An 18,724-nucleotide genomic window follows, 5' to 3' on the forward strand; every position below is an offset into this window, starting at 1 on the left:
AGTCGATACGCCGTCTCATCGCGCCACCCCGCGACGGCTCGACTCGCGAACTTCGAGACGACGGTTGTTCAGATGGAGCAGCCCCGCCGCGGTGCGGATGACCGTCGACCCGTCGCAGGGGCGCACTGTCAACGTGACACCGTTGTCGGAACCTGTGGTGCCGTCGACCTTTCCGCTCACCGGAACCCATGCGGTCGAGGCGGCGTCGATCAGCCGCAACAGCACCTCGGTCTCACGCTGATCCAGCACTCGTTCGTGCACATTGCCCCGCGACAGCGAGGCGGCGGCCGCGGTGCGTTCGCGCTGTGCCGCCAGTTGCGCCTCCCGCAGCCGCCGCACGCCCGCGTCGTTGCGCGCGATCCGGGCCGGGGCGCCCGCCGTGGGCGCGCGACCGGTTTCGGCGAGCGTGCGCGAGATCTCCAAAGGCGGTGCTTCCCACCAGGATCGGCTGGTGGGGATCAGCTCCGCGTCGGGATGCTCGAGTGACAGATGGCGCGGCCTGCCCAGCCCGAACACCGCGTCGTAGAGCGCGTGCGCGCTGCCCGCGCTGGGGGTGGCGACGAACCATTCGGCCAGGTGGCGCAACGCCGATTCCCGGCTGACGCCACCGCGGCGGGTCTCGGTGACCCGGCGCAACAGCGACAGCACCGCCGCGATCGCGCTCATCGTCGCCTCGCGCAGCCGATCGGCCTCGCAGGTTTCCGACGACTCGCTGCCCGCGGTGACGAACCAGGTGCGCAACCCGTCCCAGCGGGAACGCCAATCCGCTTCGCGCTCGGCGAAACTCAGCAACACCCGCTCGTCGCACCCGGCCGCGCGGTCGATCAACTGCTCGACCCCCGTCGCCTCGACGTCGCCGATCGCCGCCGCCAACCGCGGGGCGAACCGGGCCAGATCCATGCTGAACTCCCGCATGTGCGCCAGCAGCGCGTCCTTGTGCGCGAGAAAGGATTCCGGCGTGATCTCGGTGGTGCGCACCAGATCGCCCAGTGACAGGTAGAAATGCGCGGCGCGCGCGGCCATGTCGGTGAGCGCGGCGTCGAGCCTGCGCAAGGTGGTGTAGACCCGCTCGGCGTCGCCGTCGCGGTTGGCGGTGGCGAGGGTGTGCAGGTCGGCGAGCAGCTCGGGCAGCACCAGCCGCGACAGCGACGCGTCCTCCATCCGCGCCGCGAGCACGCCGGCCACCGCCCGGTAGGCCTGGAACCCGGCCTGGGCGAACTGGTAGACGTAGTGCCGGTTGCGGTACTCGGCCAGGGTGGCCGCGCGGGTGCCGTCGTAGCTGCGTTCGAGCACGCCCCAGCGATGCAGTTGCTCGAGCAGTGGCCCGATCTCGACCGCGGGCAGTGGGACACCCGCGGCCGCCTCGACCCGACCGCCCGCCTCGGCTCTGACTATCCACTCGGCGACGTCGTCGGCGTGCAACAACACCACGTAGGCGGCCCGAGCGCTGTCGAAGGCGCGCAGCACCCGCAGGTAGTCGGCGCGCTTCTCGGCGGTCGCGAACGAGAACAACCGCAGACGCTCGTCCCAGAGGGCGGGTACGGCGCTGGGCAGGCCGTCGGCGGAGTCGGTCACCGTAGACAGGTTAGTGGTGGCCTTCCCGTGCTCCGCCGGACCCGTCCCCGATCGGCGTGGCATCGCCGCGTGAGCTCACCCGACATTGAGCGATCGCAGCTGCTCGAGGAACGTTTGGGTGCGCTGATCTCCTGGGTAGCGTTCGATGATCTCCCTGGCCGCCTCGCCCGCGATCCATGCCAGCGACGGCAGCGACTTGCGTCCCGCGGAGAACGCCGCGACACCCTCCTCGACCGCGCGCTCGAGGTCGCGATCGCGCACGGCCACGACGGCCAGGGTCAGCCGCGCCTCCGAGACCCGCATGGGATTGCGGATCGAACCGTCCGGTCGGGTCGAATCGCTGATCACCTGCTGGGCGTAGCGCTCGGCCAGTCGATCCTGGCCCGCCACCCGGCAGCAGTCCATCGCGTAGAAGTCGAATTTCGTGGCATCGACGACGAAGTGGTTGTCCAGATCGGCCGGATGACCCATCCGCGACAGGATCGCCCTGCCCTCGTCGAGGGCGGTCTGCACATTGCGGCGATCACCGAGCCGGGCCCAGCCCTTGGCGCGCTGCGCCGCCAGCTGCACCCCCACACTCGACGACGTGGTGCCGGCCATCGCCTTCTCCGAGACATCGATCGCGCCACGGAAGTTGCCCTGCGTCAACGCGAACCACGCCGACATCTCCGCGGCCCACCCGACGATCTCGGCATTGCCTGCCTCGCGGCCCAGCGAATCGGCGGCCCGGCGGGTGGCTTCGGCGCCGCCCCGCCGGCCCAGATCGTAGTCGACGCAACCGACCAGCAACGCGACCCAGCCTGCCAGGACGAGGATTTCCCGATGCTGGCTCAGCGTCAGTCTGCCATCGAGCAGAGAGGTGATCCGGCGCAGCCACGCGGTCCCCTCGGTGTGCAGTGCGTAGGGGTCGGCGTAGGCGTATTCGCAGCACAGCCTTTCGGCGGTGATCCGCACCGCGTCCAGGGTGGCGCTGTTGACGTCGGACATTCTGAGTCGCCCGATGAACTCCAGTGTGTCCATACCGGTTGCCGATAACAGCTCGTCATCCCGGTTGGGACGGGCCTTCGGGAAGAACGCGGCGGGGACGGTGTCGAACGCGGCCGCGATGATCGGCGCGTAGAAGTCGTCAGGTCGCGATTCCCCGGATTCCCAACGGCGCCAGTTGCGCAGCAGGGTACTGTCCGTCGGCAGGTTGTGGGAGGACTTGGCACGCATCGCGCGAACGGCATCGGCTTGCGACCACCCCCTCGCGTCACGTTCCGAGCGCATCCGAACAGCCCAGACGGGTCGATCATCAGTTGCGGTCACGGCGGTAGTATTCCACCAGTTAACGTTCGGCGTCCCGGATAGGGCAAGGAGATGTCATCGGATTGACATCTGCTGCCGGGGGCCATGATTGTTCATCATGGAAGCAGGTACTCGGCTCGACAACCGGATGCCGGCTCTGCAGGAGAGCTTGCAGGGCAACGCAGTACCCCCGCGTGGCGCGTCGCGCGACGCGGGGGGATCGGTACACAACAGGTCCGACAACAGAACAGCGATCCCAATCCAACGGAGGTTCGGGTGGAAGCGTTGATCTATGGATACTTGCGGGACGATCTGGCCGATGGTCAGAGCGACCAATTGGAGGATGCGCTACGCAGCCTCGCACGGACCGCGGGCATGTGTTTCGCCGCGACGTTCCACGAAGCACCCGCGGGTGACGGTGCGGCGTTCGCCGAACTCACCCAGGAATTGAAGCGGGCCGATGCGCACCACGTGGTGGTGCCGTCACTCGATCACCTTGCCGGTCAGACGATTCCGCGTGACCTGCTGATCGCGAAGCTGGCGCACGAGGCGGCCGCTCAAGTGCTGACCCTGGAGCGTTAGCCATGGGATCCGATGACTGCGCCGATCCACCATCTCGGTAGTGGCCGGGCAGACCCCCAGTGCGCGCCGGTCGGGGAGCATCGTGGTGAGCGAGTTCCCCGGCGGCGGCGCCGTCGACCGGTGTCACGGTGAAATGTCTTCCCGGGACCGCGATTCCGACGCGATCGGGGTGCTCGTCCGCCGAGACCGGTGGGACACAGACCATTCGGCGCTGGCCTCGGTCCGGCCGTACACGGAATCCGCGCGACGCTGATCCGGTCGAGGAGCCGACGGTCCCGGGCACCGCGGCGCACGAGGCTACAGGCCGAAGCTGCCCGGCCCGCGTCTGCGCAGGTACTTCTCGAACTCCGCCGCGATGGCGTCGCCGTCGATCTTGGACATGGTCTCGTTGAGATCGATCGCCGCGTCGCCGCGCTCCTCGAGCGAGCGCACGTATTCGCTGATCTCCTCGTCGCCGAGAGTCATCTCGTTGACCGCGGCTTCCCACTCCTCGGCCTGTTTCGGCAGCTCACCCAGCGGAACCTCGATATCGAGGACGTCTTCGACCCGGTGCAGCAGCGCGATCGTCGCCTTCGGGTTCGGCGGCTGCGACACATAGTGCGGGACCGCGGCCCAGAACGACACCGCGGGCACCCCGGCCTTCACGCACTGGTCCTGCAGCACGCCGGTGATTCCGGTCGGGCCCTCGTACCTGGTCTGTTCCAGATTGAACCGCTCGGCGGCCTCGGGACTGTAGGCCGAACCGGTCACCGGCACCGGCCGGGTGTGGGGGGTATCGGCCAGCAGCGCGCCGAGGATGACGACCGTCTCCACGCCGAGTTGCTCGATGAACTCGAGCAGGTCGTCGCAGAAACTGCGCCATTTCATGTTCGGTTCGATGCCACGCAGCAACACCACATCGCGGTCGCTACCGGGCGGGGAGCACACCGACAGCATCGTCGAGGGCCACTGGATCTCCCTGGTCACCCCGTCGACCTGACGGACGGTCGGCCGGTTCACCTGGTAGTCGTAGTAGTCCTCGGAATCGAGCTCGGCCAGCGGCTCGGCATCCCAGATCAGCTCCAGATGCTCGATGGCGCCACTGGCGGCATCGCCGGCGTCGTTCCAGCCCTCGAAGGCGGCAACCATGACGGGATTGCGCAAGGTCGGCAGTTCCGTCTCGGGGGTCTCACTGGCATCCACCCGGTCAGCCTAGTGTCTTGTGCGAATTGTTTTGCGGTGACCGACGGTGTTGCGTGTTTCCACGGGCAACAGTGGCGCAGGCCACTCGATTCACCCACAGTGGTCTTGTCCGTCGGGGGCGCCCTCTAGTCTTGACTCATGTCTGCGTCCTTGCCCACCGGGTTCGATACCACGCTCCTCGACACGCTGCGGCGGCGTGTCGTCATCGGCGACGGCGCGATGGGCACGATGTTGCAGGCCGCGGATCTGTCGCTCGACGACTTCCGCGGCCTCGAGGGATGCAACGAGATCCTCAACGACACCCGCCCTGATGTGCTCGCCGAGATCCACCGCGCCTACTTCGCCGCGGGCGCGGACGCGGTGGAGACCAACACCTTCGGCTGCAACCTGCCCAACCTCGCCGACTATGACATCCAGGACCGGATCCGTGATCTGTCCGAGCGCGGCACCCGGATCGCCCGCGATGTCGCCGACGAGATGGGCCCGTCCGCCGACGGCACCCCGCGCTATGTGCTGGGTTCGATGGGGCCCGGCACCAAGCTGCCGACCCTGGGCCACGCGCCGTACGTGTCGCTGCGTGATGCCTACACCGAAGCGGCGCTCGGCATGCTCGACGGCGGCGCCGACGCCATCCTCGTCGAGACCTGCCAGGACCTGCTCCAGGTCAAGGCCGCGATCACCGGCAGCCGCCGCGCCATGATCGCGGCCGGCCGCCGGATCCCGATCATCACCCACGTCACCGTGGAGACCACCGGCACCATGCTGGTCGGCAGTGAGATCGGCGCGGCGCTGACCGCGCTGGAACCGCTCGGTATCGACATGATCGGGCTGAACTGCGCGACCGGGCCCGCGGAGATGAGCGAGCACCTGCGGCACCTGTCGCGGCACGCGAACATCCCCGTATCGGTGATGCCGAACGCGGGTCTGCCGGTCCTCGGCGCCAACGGCGCGGAATACCCGCTCACCCCCGAAGAGCTCGCCGTCGCGATGAGCGGGTTCGTGTCCGAGTTCGGGCTCTCGCTCGTCGGCGGTTGCTGTGGCACCACCCCCGAGCACATCCGGCAGGTCGCCGAGGCGGTCCGCGAGGTCGAGAAGACGCTGCCGCCGATCACCGATCGTCGCAGGCCCGAGCACGAGCCCGCCGTGTCGAGCATGTACACCGCGGTCCCGTTCGAGCAGGACGCGTCGATCATGATGATCGGTGAGCGCACCAACGCCAACGGCTCCAAGGCTTTCCGTGACGCGATGCTGGCCGCCGACTGGCAGCGGTGCCTCGAGATCGCCAAGGACCAGACCCGCGACGGCGCGCACATGCTCGATCTGTGCGTCGACTACGTGGGCCGCGACGGTGCCGACGACATGAACGAGCTGGCCTCCCGGCTGGCCACCGCCTCGACGCTGCCGATCATGCTCGACTCCACCGAAGTGCCGGTGTTGCAGGCAGGTCTGCAGCACCTGGGTGGCCGGTGCGCGGTGAACTCGGTGAACTACGAAGACGGCACGGGCCCGGACTCACGGTTCCAGCAGATCATGCGGCTGGTCTCCGAGCACGGTGCCGCCGTCGTCGCGCTGACCATCGACGAAGAGGGTCAGGCTCGGACGGCCGATCACAAGGTCGCGATCGCCGAGCGGCTCATCGACGACATCACCGGCAACTGGGGCCTGGCCGAGTCCGACATCATCGTCGACACCCTGACGTTCACCCTGGGCACCGGACAGGAGGAGTCGCGCAAGGACGGCGAGGAGACGATCAAGGCCATCCGTGAGCTCAAGCGCCGCCGCCCGCAGGTGCAGACCACCCTGGGCCTGTCGAATATCTCCTTCGGGCTGAACCCGGCCGCTCGGCAGGTGCTGAACTCGGTGTTCATGCACGAATGTGTCGAAGCGGGCTTGGATTCGGCGATCGTGCACGCGTCGAAGATCCTGCCGATGAGCCGGATCCCCGACGAGCAGCAGCAGGTCGCCCTCGACCTGATCTATGACCGCCGCACCGAGGACTACGACCCGCTGCAGAAGCTGATGGCGTTGTTCGAAGGCGTCTCCACGGCCTCGTCGAAGGCTTCGCGCGCCGAGGAAATGGCTCTGCTGCCCTTGTTCGAGCGTCTCGAGCGGCGCATCGTCGACGGTGAACGCAACGGTCTCGGTGACGACCTCGACGAGGCGATGCAGACCGTGCCGCCGCTGCAGATCATCAACGAGACCCTGCTCTCGGGCATGAAGACCGTCGGTGAGCTGTTCGGTTCGGGCCAGATGCAGCTGCCGTTCGTGCTGCAGTCGGCCGAGGTGATGAAAACCGCTGTCGCGCACCTGGAACCGCACATGGAAGCCTCCGACGACGCGGGCAAGGGCCGGATCGTGCTGGCCACGGTGAAGGGCGATGTCCACGATATCGGCAAGAACCTGGTCGACATCATCTTGTCCAACAACGGCTACGAGGTGGTGAACCTCGGCATCAAACAGCCCATCGCGACCATCCTCGACGCCGCGCAGGACAAGAAGGCCGACGTGATCGGCATGTCCGGGCTGCTGGTGAAGTCGACCGTGGTGATGAAGGAGAACCTCGGTGAACTCAACTCCAAGGGTGTCGCCGAACAGTTCCCGGTGCTGCTCGGTGGCGCCGCGCTGACCCGTTCCTATGTGGAGAACGATCTGACCGCGGTCTACGACGGCGACGTGTACTACGCCCGTGACGCCTTCGAGGGTCTGCGGTTGATGGACGAGATCATGACCGTCAAGCGTGGCGGCGGGCTCGACCCGGACAGCCCGGCGGCGATCGCGGCCAAGGAGAAGGCCGCCGAGCGCAAGGCGCGCCACGAGCGGTCCAAGCGGATCGCGGCCGAACGCAAGGCCGCCGAGACGCCGATCGTGGTGCCCGAACGCTCCGACGTGGCCACGGATCTGCCCGTGCCGACGCCGCCGTTCTGGGGCACCCGGGTGATCAAGGGTCTGCCGCTGGCGGAGTATTCGGGTCTGCTGGACGAGCGGGCGCTGTTCCTTGGTCAGTGGGGTCTGCGAGGGCAGCGGGCCGGCGAAGGCCCGACCTACGAGGATCTGGTGGAGACCGAGGGTCGGCCGCGGTTGCGCGCCTGGCTGGACCGGCTCGCCACCGAGGGCGTGCTCCAGCACGCGGCCCTGGTGTACGGGTACTTCCCCGCGGTGTCGGAGGGCGACGAGGTCATCGTGCTGACCGAGCCGAATCCTGATGCGCCGGAAAGGTATCGGTTCACCTTCCCGCGTCAGCAGCGCGACAGGTTCCTGTGCATCGCCGACTTCATCCGCTCGCGCGAGCAGTCTCGCGAGACCGGGCAGGTCGACGTGTTGCCGTTCCAGCTGGTGACGATGGGGCAGCCGATCGCCGACTTCGCGAACGCGTTGTTCGCCGCCGACAACTACCGCGACTACCTCGAGGTGCACGGAATCGGCGTGCAGCTCACCGAGGCGCTGGCCGAGTACTGGCATCGCCGGGTGCGCGAGGAACTGACCGTCGACGGCAAGTCCATCGCGGCCGACGATCCCGCCGACGTTCAGGAATACTTCAAGCTCGGCTACCGCGGCGCGCGCTACTCCTTCGGCTACGGTGCCTGCCCGGACCTGGAAGATCGTGCCAAACTGGTCGACCTGCTCGACGCGGGCCGGGTCGGGGTGACGCTGTCCGAAGAGCTGCAGTTGCACCCCGAACAGTCGACGGACGCGTTCGTGCTGCTGCATCCGGAGGCGAAATACTTCAACGCCTGAGACACTGCAGGCAGCGAAATACGCCAGGCGTCGGCAGATCGGACCGGTCCCGCGGACCGGTCCGATCGTCGTTGCCGCGCATGTGAGTCTGGTCACGATGCGGCGCCGGGTCCATGGACCGGGCTGTCCCGCAACAGGATCGAAGCAGTTCAGCACGTAGGATTTTCGGAAGTTTCATCCCGCTGTGGCGCGGAGGGCGAGACGACTCAGCGGTAAGCAGGAGGGGCACGATATGACATCGGATCGGTTGATCGCGGGACGCTATCGACTCACCGACCCGATCGGCACGGGCGCGATGGGAGTCGTGTGGCGCGCCACCGACGTCCGGCTGCGGCGCACCGTCGCGGTGAAGCAGGTGCTGCTCGCGCCCGGTCTCACCGGTACGCAGGCACTCGAAGGAAAGCTGCGCGCGATGCGGGAGGGCCGGATCGCGGCCCGTCTGCACCATCCCAACGCCATCACCGTCTTCGATGTCGCCGAAGAGGACGGCCAGCCGTGGCTGGTCATGGAATACATGAACGCGCCGAGCCTCGCGGTGAAGCTGGCGGGTGGGGTGACGCTGCCGCCGATCGAGGTGGCGGGGATCGGCGCTCAGGCCGCCGCGGCGCTGTCGGCCGCGCACGACGCCGGGATCATGCACCGCGATGTGAAACCGGCCAACCTGCTCGTCGGCGACGACGGAACGGTCAAACTCACCGACTTCGGCATCTCGCACGCGACCGGCGATGTCACCGTCACCGCCACCGGCTTCCTGGCGGGCACGCCCGCCTACCTGGCGCCCGAGATCGCGCGCGGCGACAACCCGAAACCCGCCGCCGACGTGTTCGCCCTCGGCTCGACGCTCTACGCCGCCTCCGAAGGCGCTCCGCCGTTCGGCGAGGGCGACAACCCGCTGGCTGTGCTGCACGCCGTCGCGCGCGGGGTGGTGCCGGAGCCGAAGAACGCGGGCCCGCTCGCCCCGGTCCTGATGTGGCTGCTGACCGCGTCCGCCGAGGACCGGCCGACGATGGCGCAGGCCCGGGTCGCGCTGGAAGACGTTGCGGCGGGCCGTGTTCCGGCACTGCCCGCCTCGGCCACGAAGATTCTGCCGATGAGCGAGGCGGCCACGACACTGATCCCGCCGGCCGGCGCACCCGCGAACGGGGGAGCGAAGTCGGGCGCGGCCGCGTTGTTCGGCAGTGGTCTCGCCAAGGCCAAGGCTGCCCGCTCGGCCATCTCGGGCCGAAATTCGACCGGCGCGCCGCAGTCGCCGGAGGTGAGCGGGAGTGCGGCGTCGGGCGCGGTCGGCAACGCGGCGGAAGGGGGCGTGGAGAACGGCCGAGCGGCAGCAGGCGGGATCGGGCAGGCAGGCGCGGTGCGGCAGGCAGCGGCAGGCGATCCCGGCCTCGTTCGCCCGCGCGACGCCGCGTCCTCGACCGCGGACGGCGTCGAACGCGCCGGTGACCAGGCTCAGCTGCGTGCCAGGGCCGCGGCTGGGCCGACGGACGGCTCGGGGCTGCATCCCGCGTTCCCCGCCCCGCCCTCGCGCACCGATCGCGCGAACAACAGCCGCGCCGTGCTGCTGTTGGCCGCGGCCGTCGCCGCCTTCACGGTCATGCTGGTGGTGCTGGTGGTCACCCGCGACCGGGGCGGTGAGTCCGATCAGCAGGCGCAGGTCCCGGCATCGCCGGTCACCGTCACGACCGTGGTCGACGGCAAGGTGAGCACGGTCGTCATCGTGCCCGAGCAGGAAACGATCACCGTGTCGGCCCCGCCCGAGGCTCTGCCGGGCGGTGCGACGAGTACCGGTGCGACCCCGACCAGCACCTCCGCCAAGCCCACCCCCACCACTCCGAAACCGACCGGCACGACCATCACCACCACGCCGTTCGGTCCGCCGACCCCGGACCGGATCAACCAGTTCATCGCCGGGTACTACGGCATGCTGCCCGGCAATATCGGCGGGGCCTGGGCGCAGCTCGCTCCCGGTTACCAGGCGCAGACCGGCGGGTTCGGGCAGTACTCGTCGTTCTGGTCGTCGGTGCGGTCGGTGACTGTCGGCTCGATCACCCCCAGCGGCCAGAACCGCGCGGTCGTCACGCTCACCTATCAGCTCACCAATGGCACCGTGACCTCGGAGAACCGGTGGATCCAGGTCTCCGGTGACGCGGGCAACCTGCAGATCGCCGGATCGGGTGTCTGAGGCGGACCCGTTACCCTGAACGGGGTCCGGCGTGCGCCGGGCACTTCGGTGATGTGTGACGAGAACGAGGCGAGTAACAGGTGAGCGCGCGACCGGCCGCGGTGCTGTGGGACATGGACGGCACGCTGCTCGATTCGGAGAAGCTGTGGGACATCGCGGTTCGCGAACTGGCCCGCGAACACGGTCGCGAGCTGACCGACGAGGTCCGGCACGCCCTGATCGGCGCCTCGGGTCCGAACGCGCTGCGCATGCTCTTCGACGGCATCGGCGTCGACCCGTCGCCGCAGACGGTCGCCGAGGCCGGGGAGTTCCTGGAGCGCCGGGTCACCGAGTTGATGCTCGGCCCGATCCCGTGGCGTCCGGGCGCCAAGGACGCACTGGGCATGGTGCGCGAGGCGGGCATGAAATCAGCGCTGGTGACCAACACCAAGCGCTCGCTCACCGAATACGGCCTCGACACCCTCGGCCGCGACTTCTTCGACACTTCCGTCTGCGGTGACGAGGTGGCGCACGGCAAGCCCGATCCGGCCATCTACCGCCGCGCCGCGGAACTGCTCGGGGTCGACCCGGGTGACTGTGTCGCGATCGAGGACTCGCCGACCGGTTCGCTCGCGGCCCAGGGCGCGGGCTGCGGTCTGATCGTGATTCCGTGCGAGATCGCGGTTCCCGAGGTGCCGGGGCGGGTGTTCCGGGAGTCGCTGGTCGGCTTGTCGGCCGACGATCTGCGGGCCGCACTCGACGCACGCGTGTGAATGTTTCGACAGCGTCGCGTGATAGAGCGCAATAGCCTACCGTGATAGTACCGAAACCCAGGTTGAATTTACGAAAACTGTTGCCGCACAGTTGAATTCGCACGATTGTGATCTTCCCGGGATACGCCCGATTTGTCGAAACCACGGGCGCTCGCGCGAATATTCCCGCAAACTGGGTACATGACGGGCACGCGGGGGCTTGACGAAATCGTCGACATCGCACGGTATCCACTCACCGATCTCGGTGGTTCGGGCAGGCAGGCGGCCATCGACGCCGCCCGCGCCGAGCTGGCCGAGGACGGCTGCACGGTGCTGCGCGAGTTCATCCGTCCGCAGCTGCTCGACACGCTGCGCGCCGAGGGGGAGGCGATCGCACCGCACGCCCACTACAAGGTGGAGCGGGTCAACGCCTACAACATTCCCCTCGACGCCGACCTGCCCGCAGGCCATCCGGCGCGGATCGTGCTCGACCGCGGTAACGCGTTCGTGGCCCGCGACCGGATCCCCGCCGAGGCGCTGATCCAGCGCCTCTACACCGACCCGGTGTTCCAGCGCTTCGTCGCCGACTGCTTCGAACTCGAGGATCTGCACGAATTCGCCGACCCCCTCGCGGGTTTGTGCCTGAACGTGGTGGAGCCGGGGATGTCGCATCCGTGGCATTTCGACACCAACGAATTCACCGTCAGCATGCTCACCCGCACACCCGACGCCGGCGGGGTGTTCGAATACTGCCCCAATATCCGCGACCCGCACGCCGAGCACCTCGACGACGTGCGCGACGTGCTCACCGGTGACGGCGCCCGCCTCATCCGCGCGCTGGAACTGCGCCCCGGCGATCTACAGCTGTTCAAGGGCCGCTTCTCCCTGCATCGCGTCACCGAGGTGGCCGGTGCGGGTCAACGACATTCGGCGATTTTCGCCTACACGGACCGTCCAGGGGTGATCGGCACGGTCGAACGCACCAGGCAGTTGTTCGGCCGTGTCCTGCCCGACCACGTGGCCGCCGCGGCCGACGCCGTCCGAGGTGACCGACTGCTCGACTGAGAGGAACCGCCCATGTCCGTTCCGTTGCACACCACCGGCAAAGCATCCTTCGACGACATCTACGAAAGTCCCGATCCCCGTGCGTATTTCGCCCGGATGAACGAGCTGGACTACCGGATCCCGGAACTGGCGAAGCCGCACTTCGCCGAGCAGCTGCGCCAGTTGCGGGCCGCTCGGCCGGGCCGGATCCCGACGGTCCTCGACCTCGGGTGCTCCTACGGGGTGAACGCGGCGCTGCTGCGCAGCGACACCACCGTCGACGAATTGGCCGGGCACTACCGCGATCACGCCGACACCGACAAGATCGGGCTGATCGCCGCCGACCGGGAGCGGTTGCGCGGTGATCTGATGCCCGACGTACGCTTCATCGGGATGGACGCCGCACGCCCGGCGCTGACCTACGCCCACGCCGCCGGACTTCTGCACGACTACGTGCACGCCGACCTCGAGGCCACCGAGCCCACCGAGGCGCAGCGCCGTGTGCTCGCCTCCGCCGATCTGGTGATCTCCACCGGATGCGTCGGCTACATCACCGAGAAAACCCTGTCCAGGGTCGCCCAGGCAGATCCGCGCAAGCGACCGTGGATGGCGCATTTCGTGTTGCGGATGTTCGATTTCGGTCCCATCGCCGAGGAACTGGCCGCGCTCGGCTATCGCAGCGAGCAACGTCCCGGTATGTTCCAGCAGCGGAGGTTCGCCTCGTCGCAGGAACGGGAACAGGTGCTGGATGCGTTGGCGGCCAAGGGAATCGACACCACCGACCACGAAGCCGAAGGCTGGCTCTATGCCAACCTGTTCCTGTCCCGCCCGCATCCCATCGAGACCTGAGGACTTGGATTGAACCAACCCACGTTCGCCGCCGAAGACACGCTGCCCCGGGTACCGCTGCCGAGTCTGGACGACAGTTGCGCGCGGTTCCTGCAGTGGTGTCAGCCCCTGCTCGGCGCCGAAGAATACGCCACCACCGAGGGCGCGGTAGCCGAGCTGCTGCGCCCCGGTGGGGCGGGGCGCGCGCTGCACGCCGCCCTGGCCGACTACGACGCCACCCCCGGCGTCGGTAGCTGGCTCGACGAGTTCTGGCCGTCGCGGTACCTGGGCCGCCGGGACCGGATCGCGATCAACGCCAACTTCGTGTTCCTGTTCCGTGACGACACCCCGCTGGCGGCGTCGACCATCGCCGGGCAGACCGAGCGGGCCGCCGCGATCATCGGGGCGGCAGTCGACTACAAGCTGGCACTGGACGCGGAGAAGATCGCGCCGGTGACCCAGCGCGGGCAGGCCCTGTCGATGTGGCAGAACAAGTACCTGTTCTCCGAGACCCGGATTCCCGGCGAGATCCAGGACAGCGTCCGCAAGCCCTACAGCCCGGAATGGCCCGGCCCCTCGGATGCCCGCCACATCGCGGTCTTCTACCGCGGCAACATCTTCCGGATGGACGTCATCGGACCCGACGGCGCGCCGTACGCGTTCGACGACGTGGTCGACGGGCTGCGAGCGGTGATCAAGGGCGGCACCAAGCCCGCCGCGACCGACACCTCGGTCGGCCATCTCACCACGAAAGCCCGTGCGGCATGGGCGCGCAGCCGCGAAGTCCTGCGCAGCGAGCCCGCCAATGTCGAAGCCTTCGACGCGGTGGAGACGGCACTGTTCTCGGTGTGCCTGGAAGACTTCGCCCCGCGCGACGAACTGCACGCCTGCGATCAGCTGCTCCACGGTGACAGCGGCAACCGCTACTTCGACAAGTCGGTGTCGTTCATCGTCTTCGCCGACGGTCAGTCCGGCATCAATATCGAGCACTGCGGACTCGACGGCACCACCGTGCTGTCGTTCGTCGACGCGCTGCTCGAGCGGACCGCCCAGGACCACGCGGCGACCAGCGGCGCGCAGTCGCAGGGGCTGCCTTCGGTGGAGCCGATCGAGTTCGTGCTCGACTCCGCCGCCCGCGCCGACATCGCCGCGGCGGGCGCCGACTTCGCCCGCTTCGCCGCCGACACGGCCACCTCGCTGGTCTCGTTCGACGACTTCGGCACCGGCGAGGCCAAGAAGCTGGGCATCTCACCCGATGCCTTCGCTCAGCTGAGCTACCAGCTCGCCCACCGGCGCAGCAAGGGGCTCACCGGCGCCACCTACGAATCCATCGCCACCCGGCAGTTCCGCAACGGCCGCACCGAAGCCATGCGCGTGGTGACCCCGGAGATGGTGGCCTTCGTCGACGCGATGGAGTCCGGCGACGCCGACCCCGAGACCAAGCTGGCCGCGGCGCGCACCGCCGCGTCCGCCCACGTCGCGCGGGCCAAGGAATGCCAAGCCGGGCAGGCGCCCGAGCAGCACCTGTGGGAACTGGAGTGGATCCAGCGTCGCCGCGGCGAACAGCTCGGCGTCGCCGAGGAGCGGATCGCGCTGTTCGACAGCCCCGGCTGGACGATCATGCGCGACGACTACCTCTCGACCAGCTCGGCCCCGTCGAAGTACATCCGCTACTTCGGTTTCGGCTCGACCAGCCCGCGCTGCATCGGCATCGCCTACGTGCTGCTCCCGGATCGGTGGAACATCTACCTGGCCACGCCGAAATCGGTGTCCGACCAGATGTACGCCTTCGCCGATCACCTGCGCACGGCCGTAGCCGACCTGCGCGAACTGCTCGCTCAACCGGCGTGATCGTTTCCCGGCGTGCCGCACCGCGCGGTGCGCCGGGAAAACCGCTGGGTCGGGTATGAAACAATCTCTACTCGTGAAGAACTTCGAATCCCTGTTCGCCGAGCTGACCGAGCGTGCCCAGACCCGTCCCGAGGGCTCTGGCACCGTGGCCGCGCTGGACGCAGGCGTTCATTTCCAGGGCAAGAAGGTTCTGGAGGAGGCAGGCGAGATCTGGCTGGCCGCCGAGCACGAGAGCGATGAAGCGCTCGCCGAGGAGATCTCCCAGCTGCTGTACTGGGTCCAGGTGATGATGCTGGGACGTGGGCTGAAGCTCGAGGACGTGTACCGACATCTGTGACGGCTGATCCGTCCCGATCGACACGTTTCTCACTTCCCCGAAAGGATCCCATCCCATGTTGCGCGTCGCAGTTCCCAACAAGGGTTCGCTGTCGGAAGCCGCCACCTCCATCCTGAGCGAGGCCGGATACCGCAAACGGACCGATTCCCGCGATCTCACCGTTCTCGACCCCGCCAATCAGGTCGAGTTCTTCTTCCTTCGCCCCAAGGACATCGCCATCTACGTCGGCTCCGGCGAGCTCGACCTCGGCATCACCGGCCGTGACCTGGCGCTGGACTCCGGTTCCCCGGTGAGCGAGCGGCTGTCGCTCGGTTTCGGACGCTCCAGCTTCCGTTACGCGGCCCCCGCGGGTGAGGACTGGAAGGTCGAGGATCTGGCGGGCAAGCGCATCGCCACCTCGTACCCGAACCTGGTCCGCGCCGACCTCGCCCGCTTCGGCATCGAAGCCGAGGTGATCCGCCTCGACGGCGCGGTCGAGATCTCGATCCAGCTCGGTGTCGCCGATGCCATCGCCGACGTGGTCGGCTCCGGGCGTACCCTGCGTCAGCACAACCTGGTCGCGTTCGGCGAGTCCCTGTGCGACTCCGAGGGCGTCCTCATCGAACGCACCGGTTCCGATCGCGACGACCGCGCCCGCAACCAGCTCATCAACCGCATTCAGGGTGTCGTCTTCGCCCAGCAGTACCTGATGCTCGACTACGACTGCCCCAAGTCGCTGTTCGACCAGGCCGTCGCCATCACTCCGGGTCTCGAGTCACCGACCGTCTCCCCGCTGACCGACCCGGACTGGGTCGCCGTGCGCGCCCTCGTCCCGCGCAAGCAGGGCAACGAACTGATGGACCAGCTGGCCGACCTCGGTGCCAAGGCGATCCTCGCCACCGACATCCGTTCCTGCCGAGCCTTCTGATCCGTTACCGGCGAAACCCCTCACCCGTGTTCTCTCCGGTGAGGGGTTTCGTGTTCTCGGTGCCTGAAGCTACTGGGCCGACAGACTCTCGAGCGCCTCACGCACGAAACACAACGGGCAGATCGGGTCGAACGGTGGTGTCGGCGCGCCGTTGACGATGGGCTGGGCGACGGTCGGCGCTGTGGCTGGGCTCGCGGAGGCGACAGCTGGAAAGGTTGCCACCGCCAGCGCGATTCCGGCGGCTGCGACGGTCCGGGACAGGCTGCGGTTCATTGGTTTCTCCTCGCCGTGCGGGATTCGCTGTATGCCCGCGACCTGCATTTTACGGGGGGCGAGGTGCTACCGGAGGACCCGGAATATCGGGGCATGTGGCCGCCACCGTGTGTGCCGGGTCGACGCCGTGGCCGGGCACAGCGCCGCGAGTAGGCTGGACGGCAGATTTGTCCGGGCAATCCATGATCGGGGCGAACATGTCGAACAAGAACGAGCACGAAGAGAAGATCGAGAAGGAGCAGGTCGAGCGCGAAGAAGAGCGGCGCCGCTTGCAAGAAGAAGAGGAACGCCGCCTGCAGTAGGCCGGCCCCTCGTACATCATGCGGCCGATCGTGCGGTCAGCGGCGAGATCCGCTCAGGCTGAACGCAATCGGTGTGCCTTCGCGATTCCGTTGCTACCTTGCGTTTTCTCGATGAGGAACAGCAAGGAGTCACCGTGTCGCAGACAGAGCCCGAGCCGCGGCCGGGCAGCGCATTCAGCTGGAACGAAGACTGGTTGGCTACCGTCGTCGGGCTCGTTCTGATCGGCCTTGTGCTGGTCGGGGCGATCCCGGATTGGCTGGTGCCGTGATGGGGGAGACGGCACGGACTACGTCGGAAACCGCGGCGTTGCAGGGGAATTCGCGGCCCGCGGTGGCCGATATCGTGGCGGGGATCGCGCTCGTGCTCGTGCTGGGCGCGTTGACGCGGTTCTTCGACACCCATGTTCCACAGTGGGCGGCGGATACGCCGTTCAAGCGGGTCGCGAAGACAGTCGAGTACCCGGTCTACGCGATCGTGATCGGGTTGATCGGCAATGTGGTGTTGAACAAACTGGGGCTGCGAGAACGGCTTTCAGCCGGGTTCCGTACCGAGTTCTTCATCAAGACCGGCGTGGTGCTGCTCGGTGCGTCGATCAATCTGAAGATCCTGGTAACAGCCGCCGCGCCGTCGATCGTGCAGGCGCTGGCCTTGATCACCATCGTCTTCGGGTTCACCTGGTGGTTGGGCGGGGTGCTCGGCCTCGACGACAAGTTGCGGGCGCTGCTGGCGTCGGCGGTGTCGATCTGCGGGGTGAGCGCGGCCATCGCGGCGGCGGGTGCGGTGCAGGCACGGCGCGAGCAGATCGCCTACGCCGCGTCGCTGGTGATCATCTTCGCGTTGCCCTCGATCTTCCTGCTGCCCTGGCTCGCTGACGTTCTCGGGCTCTCCGATGCGGTGGCGGGCGCGTGGATCGGTGGCAATATCGACACCACCGCCGCGGTGGCTGCCGCGGGTGCGCTGGCGGGTGAGCAGTCGTTGCAGATCGCGACGATCGTCAAGACCACTCAGAACGCGCTCATCGGTCTCGTCGCGATCGCCCTCACCGCCTGGTTCGCGTTCCGCGTGGATCGCACCGAAGGTGCGGCGCGTCCGAGCATCGGTGAATTCTGGGCCAGGTTCCCGAAATTCGTGCTCGGGTTCATCGCCGCCTCGATCATCGGCACGCTGTATCTGCAGTCGGTCGACAAGAAGACCGGCGCCGCGCACATCGCCGTCATCAACGACCTGCGCACCTGGTTCCTGATCCTGGCCTTCGTCTCGATCGGCCTGGAGTTCTCGCTGCGTGGGCTGCGCGAAGCCGGGTGGCGGCCGATCGTGGTCTTCGGCTCGGCGGCGGTCGTGAATCTCGCTGTCGGCCTCGGTCTCTCGGTACTGCTGTTCCGCGACTTCGCGGTCTGAGTGCCCGCCGCGGGCAGCCTCAGGAATCGGCCCGGCTGCTCGCGGTCGCCTCGGCCTTGATCTGTTCGAACTGCGCGCCCATCCGCGCGGCCAGGGCGGTCGCCGCCGACAGCGGACGGACCATCACCATCAGCTCGTCGATCTTGCCGTTCTCGTCGAGGTGGACGAAATCGCACCCGGTGAGTTGCTTGCCGTCCACGGTGGCCTCGAACACCAGGGCGTGATCGCGTCCCTCGCCGATCTCGCGCACGTAGCGGAAGTCCTCGAAGACGCGGATCACCGCGCGCAAGATGGCCGCGGTGATGGCCTTGCCGGGATAGGGCTGGAAGGCGACAGGGCTGGTGAAGACCACATTCTCGGCCAGCAATGCCTCGATGGCCGCTTCGTCACGCGCTTCGACCGCCGTGCGGAAAGGATGCATCTGTCACTCATTTCATATTCAACGAGTTGCATAGGGTGTTCGCAGCTTAACCCGGACAACCGCGCCGGTGTGGCGATGCGAGCAGTTC

At 67.8% G+C, this 18,724-nt stretch carries 17 protein-coding genes; 12 read left to right on the top strand and 5 right to left on the bottom strand.

The window, feature by feature from the left end; genetic code table 11:
- Positions 1-15 precede the first annotated feature (15 nt).
- Positions 16-1,518: a TIGR02677 family protein gene (locus tag ACFWFP_RS06210; protein WP_379293786.1), complete on the bottom strand. Its 1,503-nt coding sequence runs from the start codon at positions 1,516-1,518 to the stop codon at positions 16-18.
- Between the two features lie 132 nt (positions 1,519-1,650).
- Entirely contained in the window at positions 1,651-2,790 is a 1,140-nt protein-coding gene (locus tag ACFWFP_RS06215; RefSeq protein WP_379293442.1) for an XRE family transcriptional regulator, read from the bottom strand.
- Between the two features lie 348 nt (positions 2,791-3,138).
- Here ACFWFP_RS06215 and ACFWFP_RS06220 point away from each other — a divergent pair, with 348 nt between their 5' ends.
- Positions 3,139-3,444, top strand: coding sequence for a hypothetical protein (locus ACFWFP_RS06220; protein WP_056809962.1), 306 nt, complete (start codon positions 3,139-3,141; stop codon positions 3,442-3,444).
- 297 nt (positions 3,445-3,741) lie between these two features.
- On the opposite strand, the gene ACFWFP_RS06225 is transcribed toward ACFWFP_RS06220, so the two are convergent.
- Positions 3,742-4,572 carry a PAC2 family protein gene (locus tag ACFWFP_RS06225; protein WP_266295485.1) on the bottom strand — a complete coding sequence of 277 codons (831 nt, stop codon included), beginning with the start codon at positions 4,570-4,572 and terminating at the stop codon, positions 3,742-3,744.
- Between the two features lie 192 nt (positions 4,573-4,764).
- Here ACFWFP_RS06225 and metH point away from each other — a divergent pair, with 192 nt between their 5' ends.
- The 8 genes from metH to hisG all read left to right on the top strand — a co-directional run bounded on the left by metH (position 4,765) and on the right by hisG (position 16,241).
- The gene (metH, locus tag ACFWFP_RS06230; protein ID WP_379293443.1) at positions 4,765-8,361 is read left to right on the top strand and encodes a methionine synthase; all 3,597 of its coding nucleotides are present in this window, start codon (positions 4,765-4,767) and stop codon (positions 8,359-8,361) included.
- A gap of 232 nt (positions 8,362-8,593) precedes the next feature.
- Positions 8,594-10,543, top strand: coding sequence for a protein kinase (locus ACFWFP_RS06235; protein ID WP_379293444.1), 1,950 nt, complete (start codon positions 8,594-8,596; stop codon positions 10,541-10,543).
- Positions 10,544-10,623: 80 nt separating this feature from the next.
- Positions 10,624-11,295 (top strand): HAD family hydrolase, encoded by a 672-nt coding sequence (locus ACFWFP_RS06240; protein ID WP_379293445.1) that lies wholly within the window; start codon positions 10,624-10,626, stop codon positions 11,293-11,295.
- Positions 11,296-11,475: 180 nt separating this feature from the next.
- Positions 11,476-12,339, top strand: a complete 864-nt coding sequence (locus ACFWFP_RS06245; RefSeq protein ID WP_379293446.1) for an arpA protein — start codon at positions 11,476-11,478, stop codon at positions 12,337-12,339.
- 12 nt (positions 12,340-12,351) lie between these two features.
- The gene (locus ACFWFP_RS06250) at positions 12,352-13,167 is read left to right on the top strand and encodes a class I SAM-dependent methyltransferase (protein WP_379293447.1); all 816 of its coding nucleotides are present in this window, start codon (positions 12,352-12,354) and stop codon (positions 13,165-13,167) included.
- Between the two features lie 9 nt (positions 13,168-13,176).
- Positions 13,177-14,997, top strand: a complete 1,821-nt coding sequence (locus ACFWFP_RS06255; protein ID WP_379293448.1) for a choline/carnitine O-acyltransferase — start codon at positions 13,177-13,179, stop codon at positions 14,995-14,997.
- Between the two features lie 55 nt (positions 14,998-15,052).
- Entirely contained in the window at positions 15,053-15,334 is a 282-nt protein-coding gene (locus tag ACFWFP_RS06260) for a phosphoribosyl-ATP diphosphatase (RefSeq protein WP_174562637.1), read from the top strand.
- A 55-nt stretch (positions 15,335-15,389) separates the two neighbouring features.
- Positions 15,390-16,241 (top strand): ATP phosphoribosyltransferase, encoded by an 852-nt coding sequence (hisG, locus tag ACFWFP_RS06265; RefSeq protein ID WP_379293449.1) that lies wholly within the window; start codon positions 15,390-15,392, stop codon positions 16,239-16,241.
- Between the two features lie 69 nt (positions 16,242-16,310).
- Here the strand turns inward: hisG and ACFWFP_RS06270 are convergent, their stop codons facing one another.
- Positions 16,311-16,514, bottom strand: a complete 204-nt coding sequence (locus tag ACFWFP_RS06270; protein WP_379293450.1) for a hypothetical protein — start codon at positions 16,512-16,514, stop codon at positions 16,311-16,313.
- 95 nt (positions 16,515-16,609) lie between these two features.
- On the opposite strand from ACFWFP_RS06270, the gene ACFWFP_RS06275 reads away from it, so the two are divergent.
- The 3 genes from ACFWFP_RS06275 (at position 16,610) to ACFWFP_RS06285 (ending at position 18,215) form a co-directional block, all read left to right on the top strand.
- Entirely contained in the window at positions 16,610-16,816 is a 207-nt protein-coding gene (locus ACFWFP_RS06275) for a hypothetical protein (RefSeq protein ID WP_379293451.1), read from the top strand.
- A 134-nt stretch (positions 16,817-16,950) separates the two neighbouring features.
- Positions 16,951-17,085 (top strand): hypothetical protein, encoded by a 135-nt coding sequence (locus tag ACFWFP_RS06280; RefSeq protein ID WP_255532827.1) that lies wholly within the window; start codon positions 16,951-16,953, stop codon positions 17,083-17,085.
- Positions 17,085-18,215: a YeiH family protein gene (locus tag ACFWFP_RS06285; RefSeq protein ID WP_379293452.1), complete on the top strand. Its 1,131-nt coding sequence runs from the start codon at positions 17,085-17,087 to the stop codon at positions 18,213-18,215. Before ACFWFP_RS06280 ends, ACFWFP_RS06285 begins: the two co-directional genes overlap by 1 nt.
- A 19-nt stretch (positions 18,216-18,234) precedes the next feature.
- Here the strand turns inward: ACFWFP_RS06285 and ACFWFP_RS06290 are convergent, their stop codons facing one another.
- On the bottom strand, positions 18,235-18,636 hold the full coding sequence (locus ACFWFP_RS06290) for a nuclear transport factor 2 family protein (RefSeq protein WP_379218177.1): 402 nt from the start codon (positions 18,634-18,636) through the stop codon (positions 18,235-18,237).
- Positions 18,637-18,724 lie beyond the last annotated feature (88 nt).

The organism is Nocardia sp. NPDC060249 (genome assembly GCF_042728755.1).
Lineage (GTDB): Bacteria > Actinomycetota > Actinomycetes > Mycobacteriales > Mycobacteriaceae > Nocardia.

What these genes read in the sequence shown, in the direction of transcription:
- ACFWFP_RS06270 (WP_379293450.1), bottom strand. Translation starts at nt 16,514, where the DNA reads ATGAACCGCAGCCTGTCCCGGACCGTCGCAGCCGCCGGAATCGCGCTG.
- ACFWFP_RS06215 (WP_379293442.1), bottom strand. Translation starts at nt 2,790, where the DNA reads ATGCGTGCCAAGTCCTCCCACAACCTGCCGACGGACAGTACCCTGCTG.
- ACFWFP_RS06250 (WP_379293447.1), top strand. Translation starts at nt 12,352, where the DNA reads ATGTCCGTTCCGTTGCACACCACCGGCAAAGCATCCTTCGACGACATC.
- metH (WP_379293443.1), top strand. Translation starts at nt 4,765, where the DNA reads ATGTCTGCGTCCTTGCCCACCGGGTTCGATACCACGCTCCTCGACACG.
- hisG (WP_379293449.1), top strand. Translation starts at nt 15,390, where the DNA reads ATGTTGCGCGTCGCAGTTCCCAACAAGGGTTCGCTGTCGGAAGCCGCC.
- ACFWFP_RS06225 (WP_266295485.1), bottom strand. Translation starts at nt 4,572, where the DNA reads ATGGTTGCCGCCTTCGAGGGCTGGAACGACGCCGGCGATGCCGCCAGT.
- ACFWFP_RS06285 (WP_379293452.1), top strand. Translation starts at nt 17,085, where the DNA reads ATGGGGGAGACGGCACGGACTACGTCGGAAACCGCGGCGTTGCAGGGG.
- ACFWFP_RS06260 (WP_174562637.1), top strand. Translation starts at nt 15,053, where the DNA reads ATGAAACAATCTCTACTCGTGAAGAACTTCGAATCCCTGTTCGCCGAG.
- ACFWFP_RS06290 (WP_379218177.1), bottom strand. Translation starts at nt 18,636, where the DNA reads ATGCATCCTTTCCGCACGGCGGTCGAAGCGCGTGACGAAGCGGCCATC.
- ACFWFP_RS06245 (WP_379293446.1), top strand. Translation starts at nt 11,476, where the DNA reads ATGACGGGCACGCGGGGGCTTGACGAAATCGTCGACATCGCACGGTAT.
- ACFWFP_RS06235 (WP_379293444.1), top strand. Translation starts at nt 8,594, where the DNA reads ATGACATCGGATCGGTTGATCGCGGGACGCTATCGACTCACCGACCCG.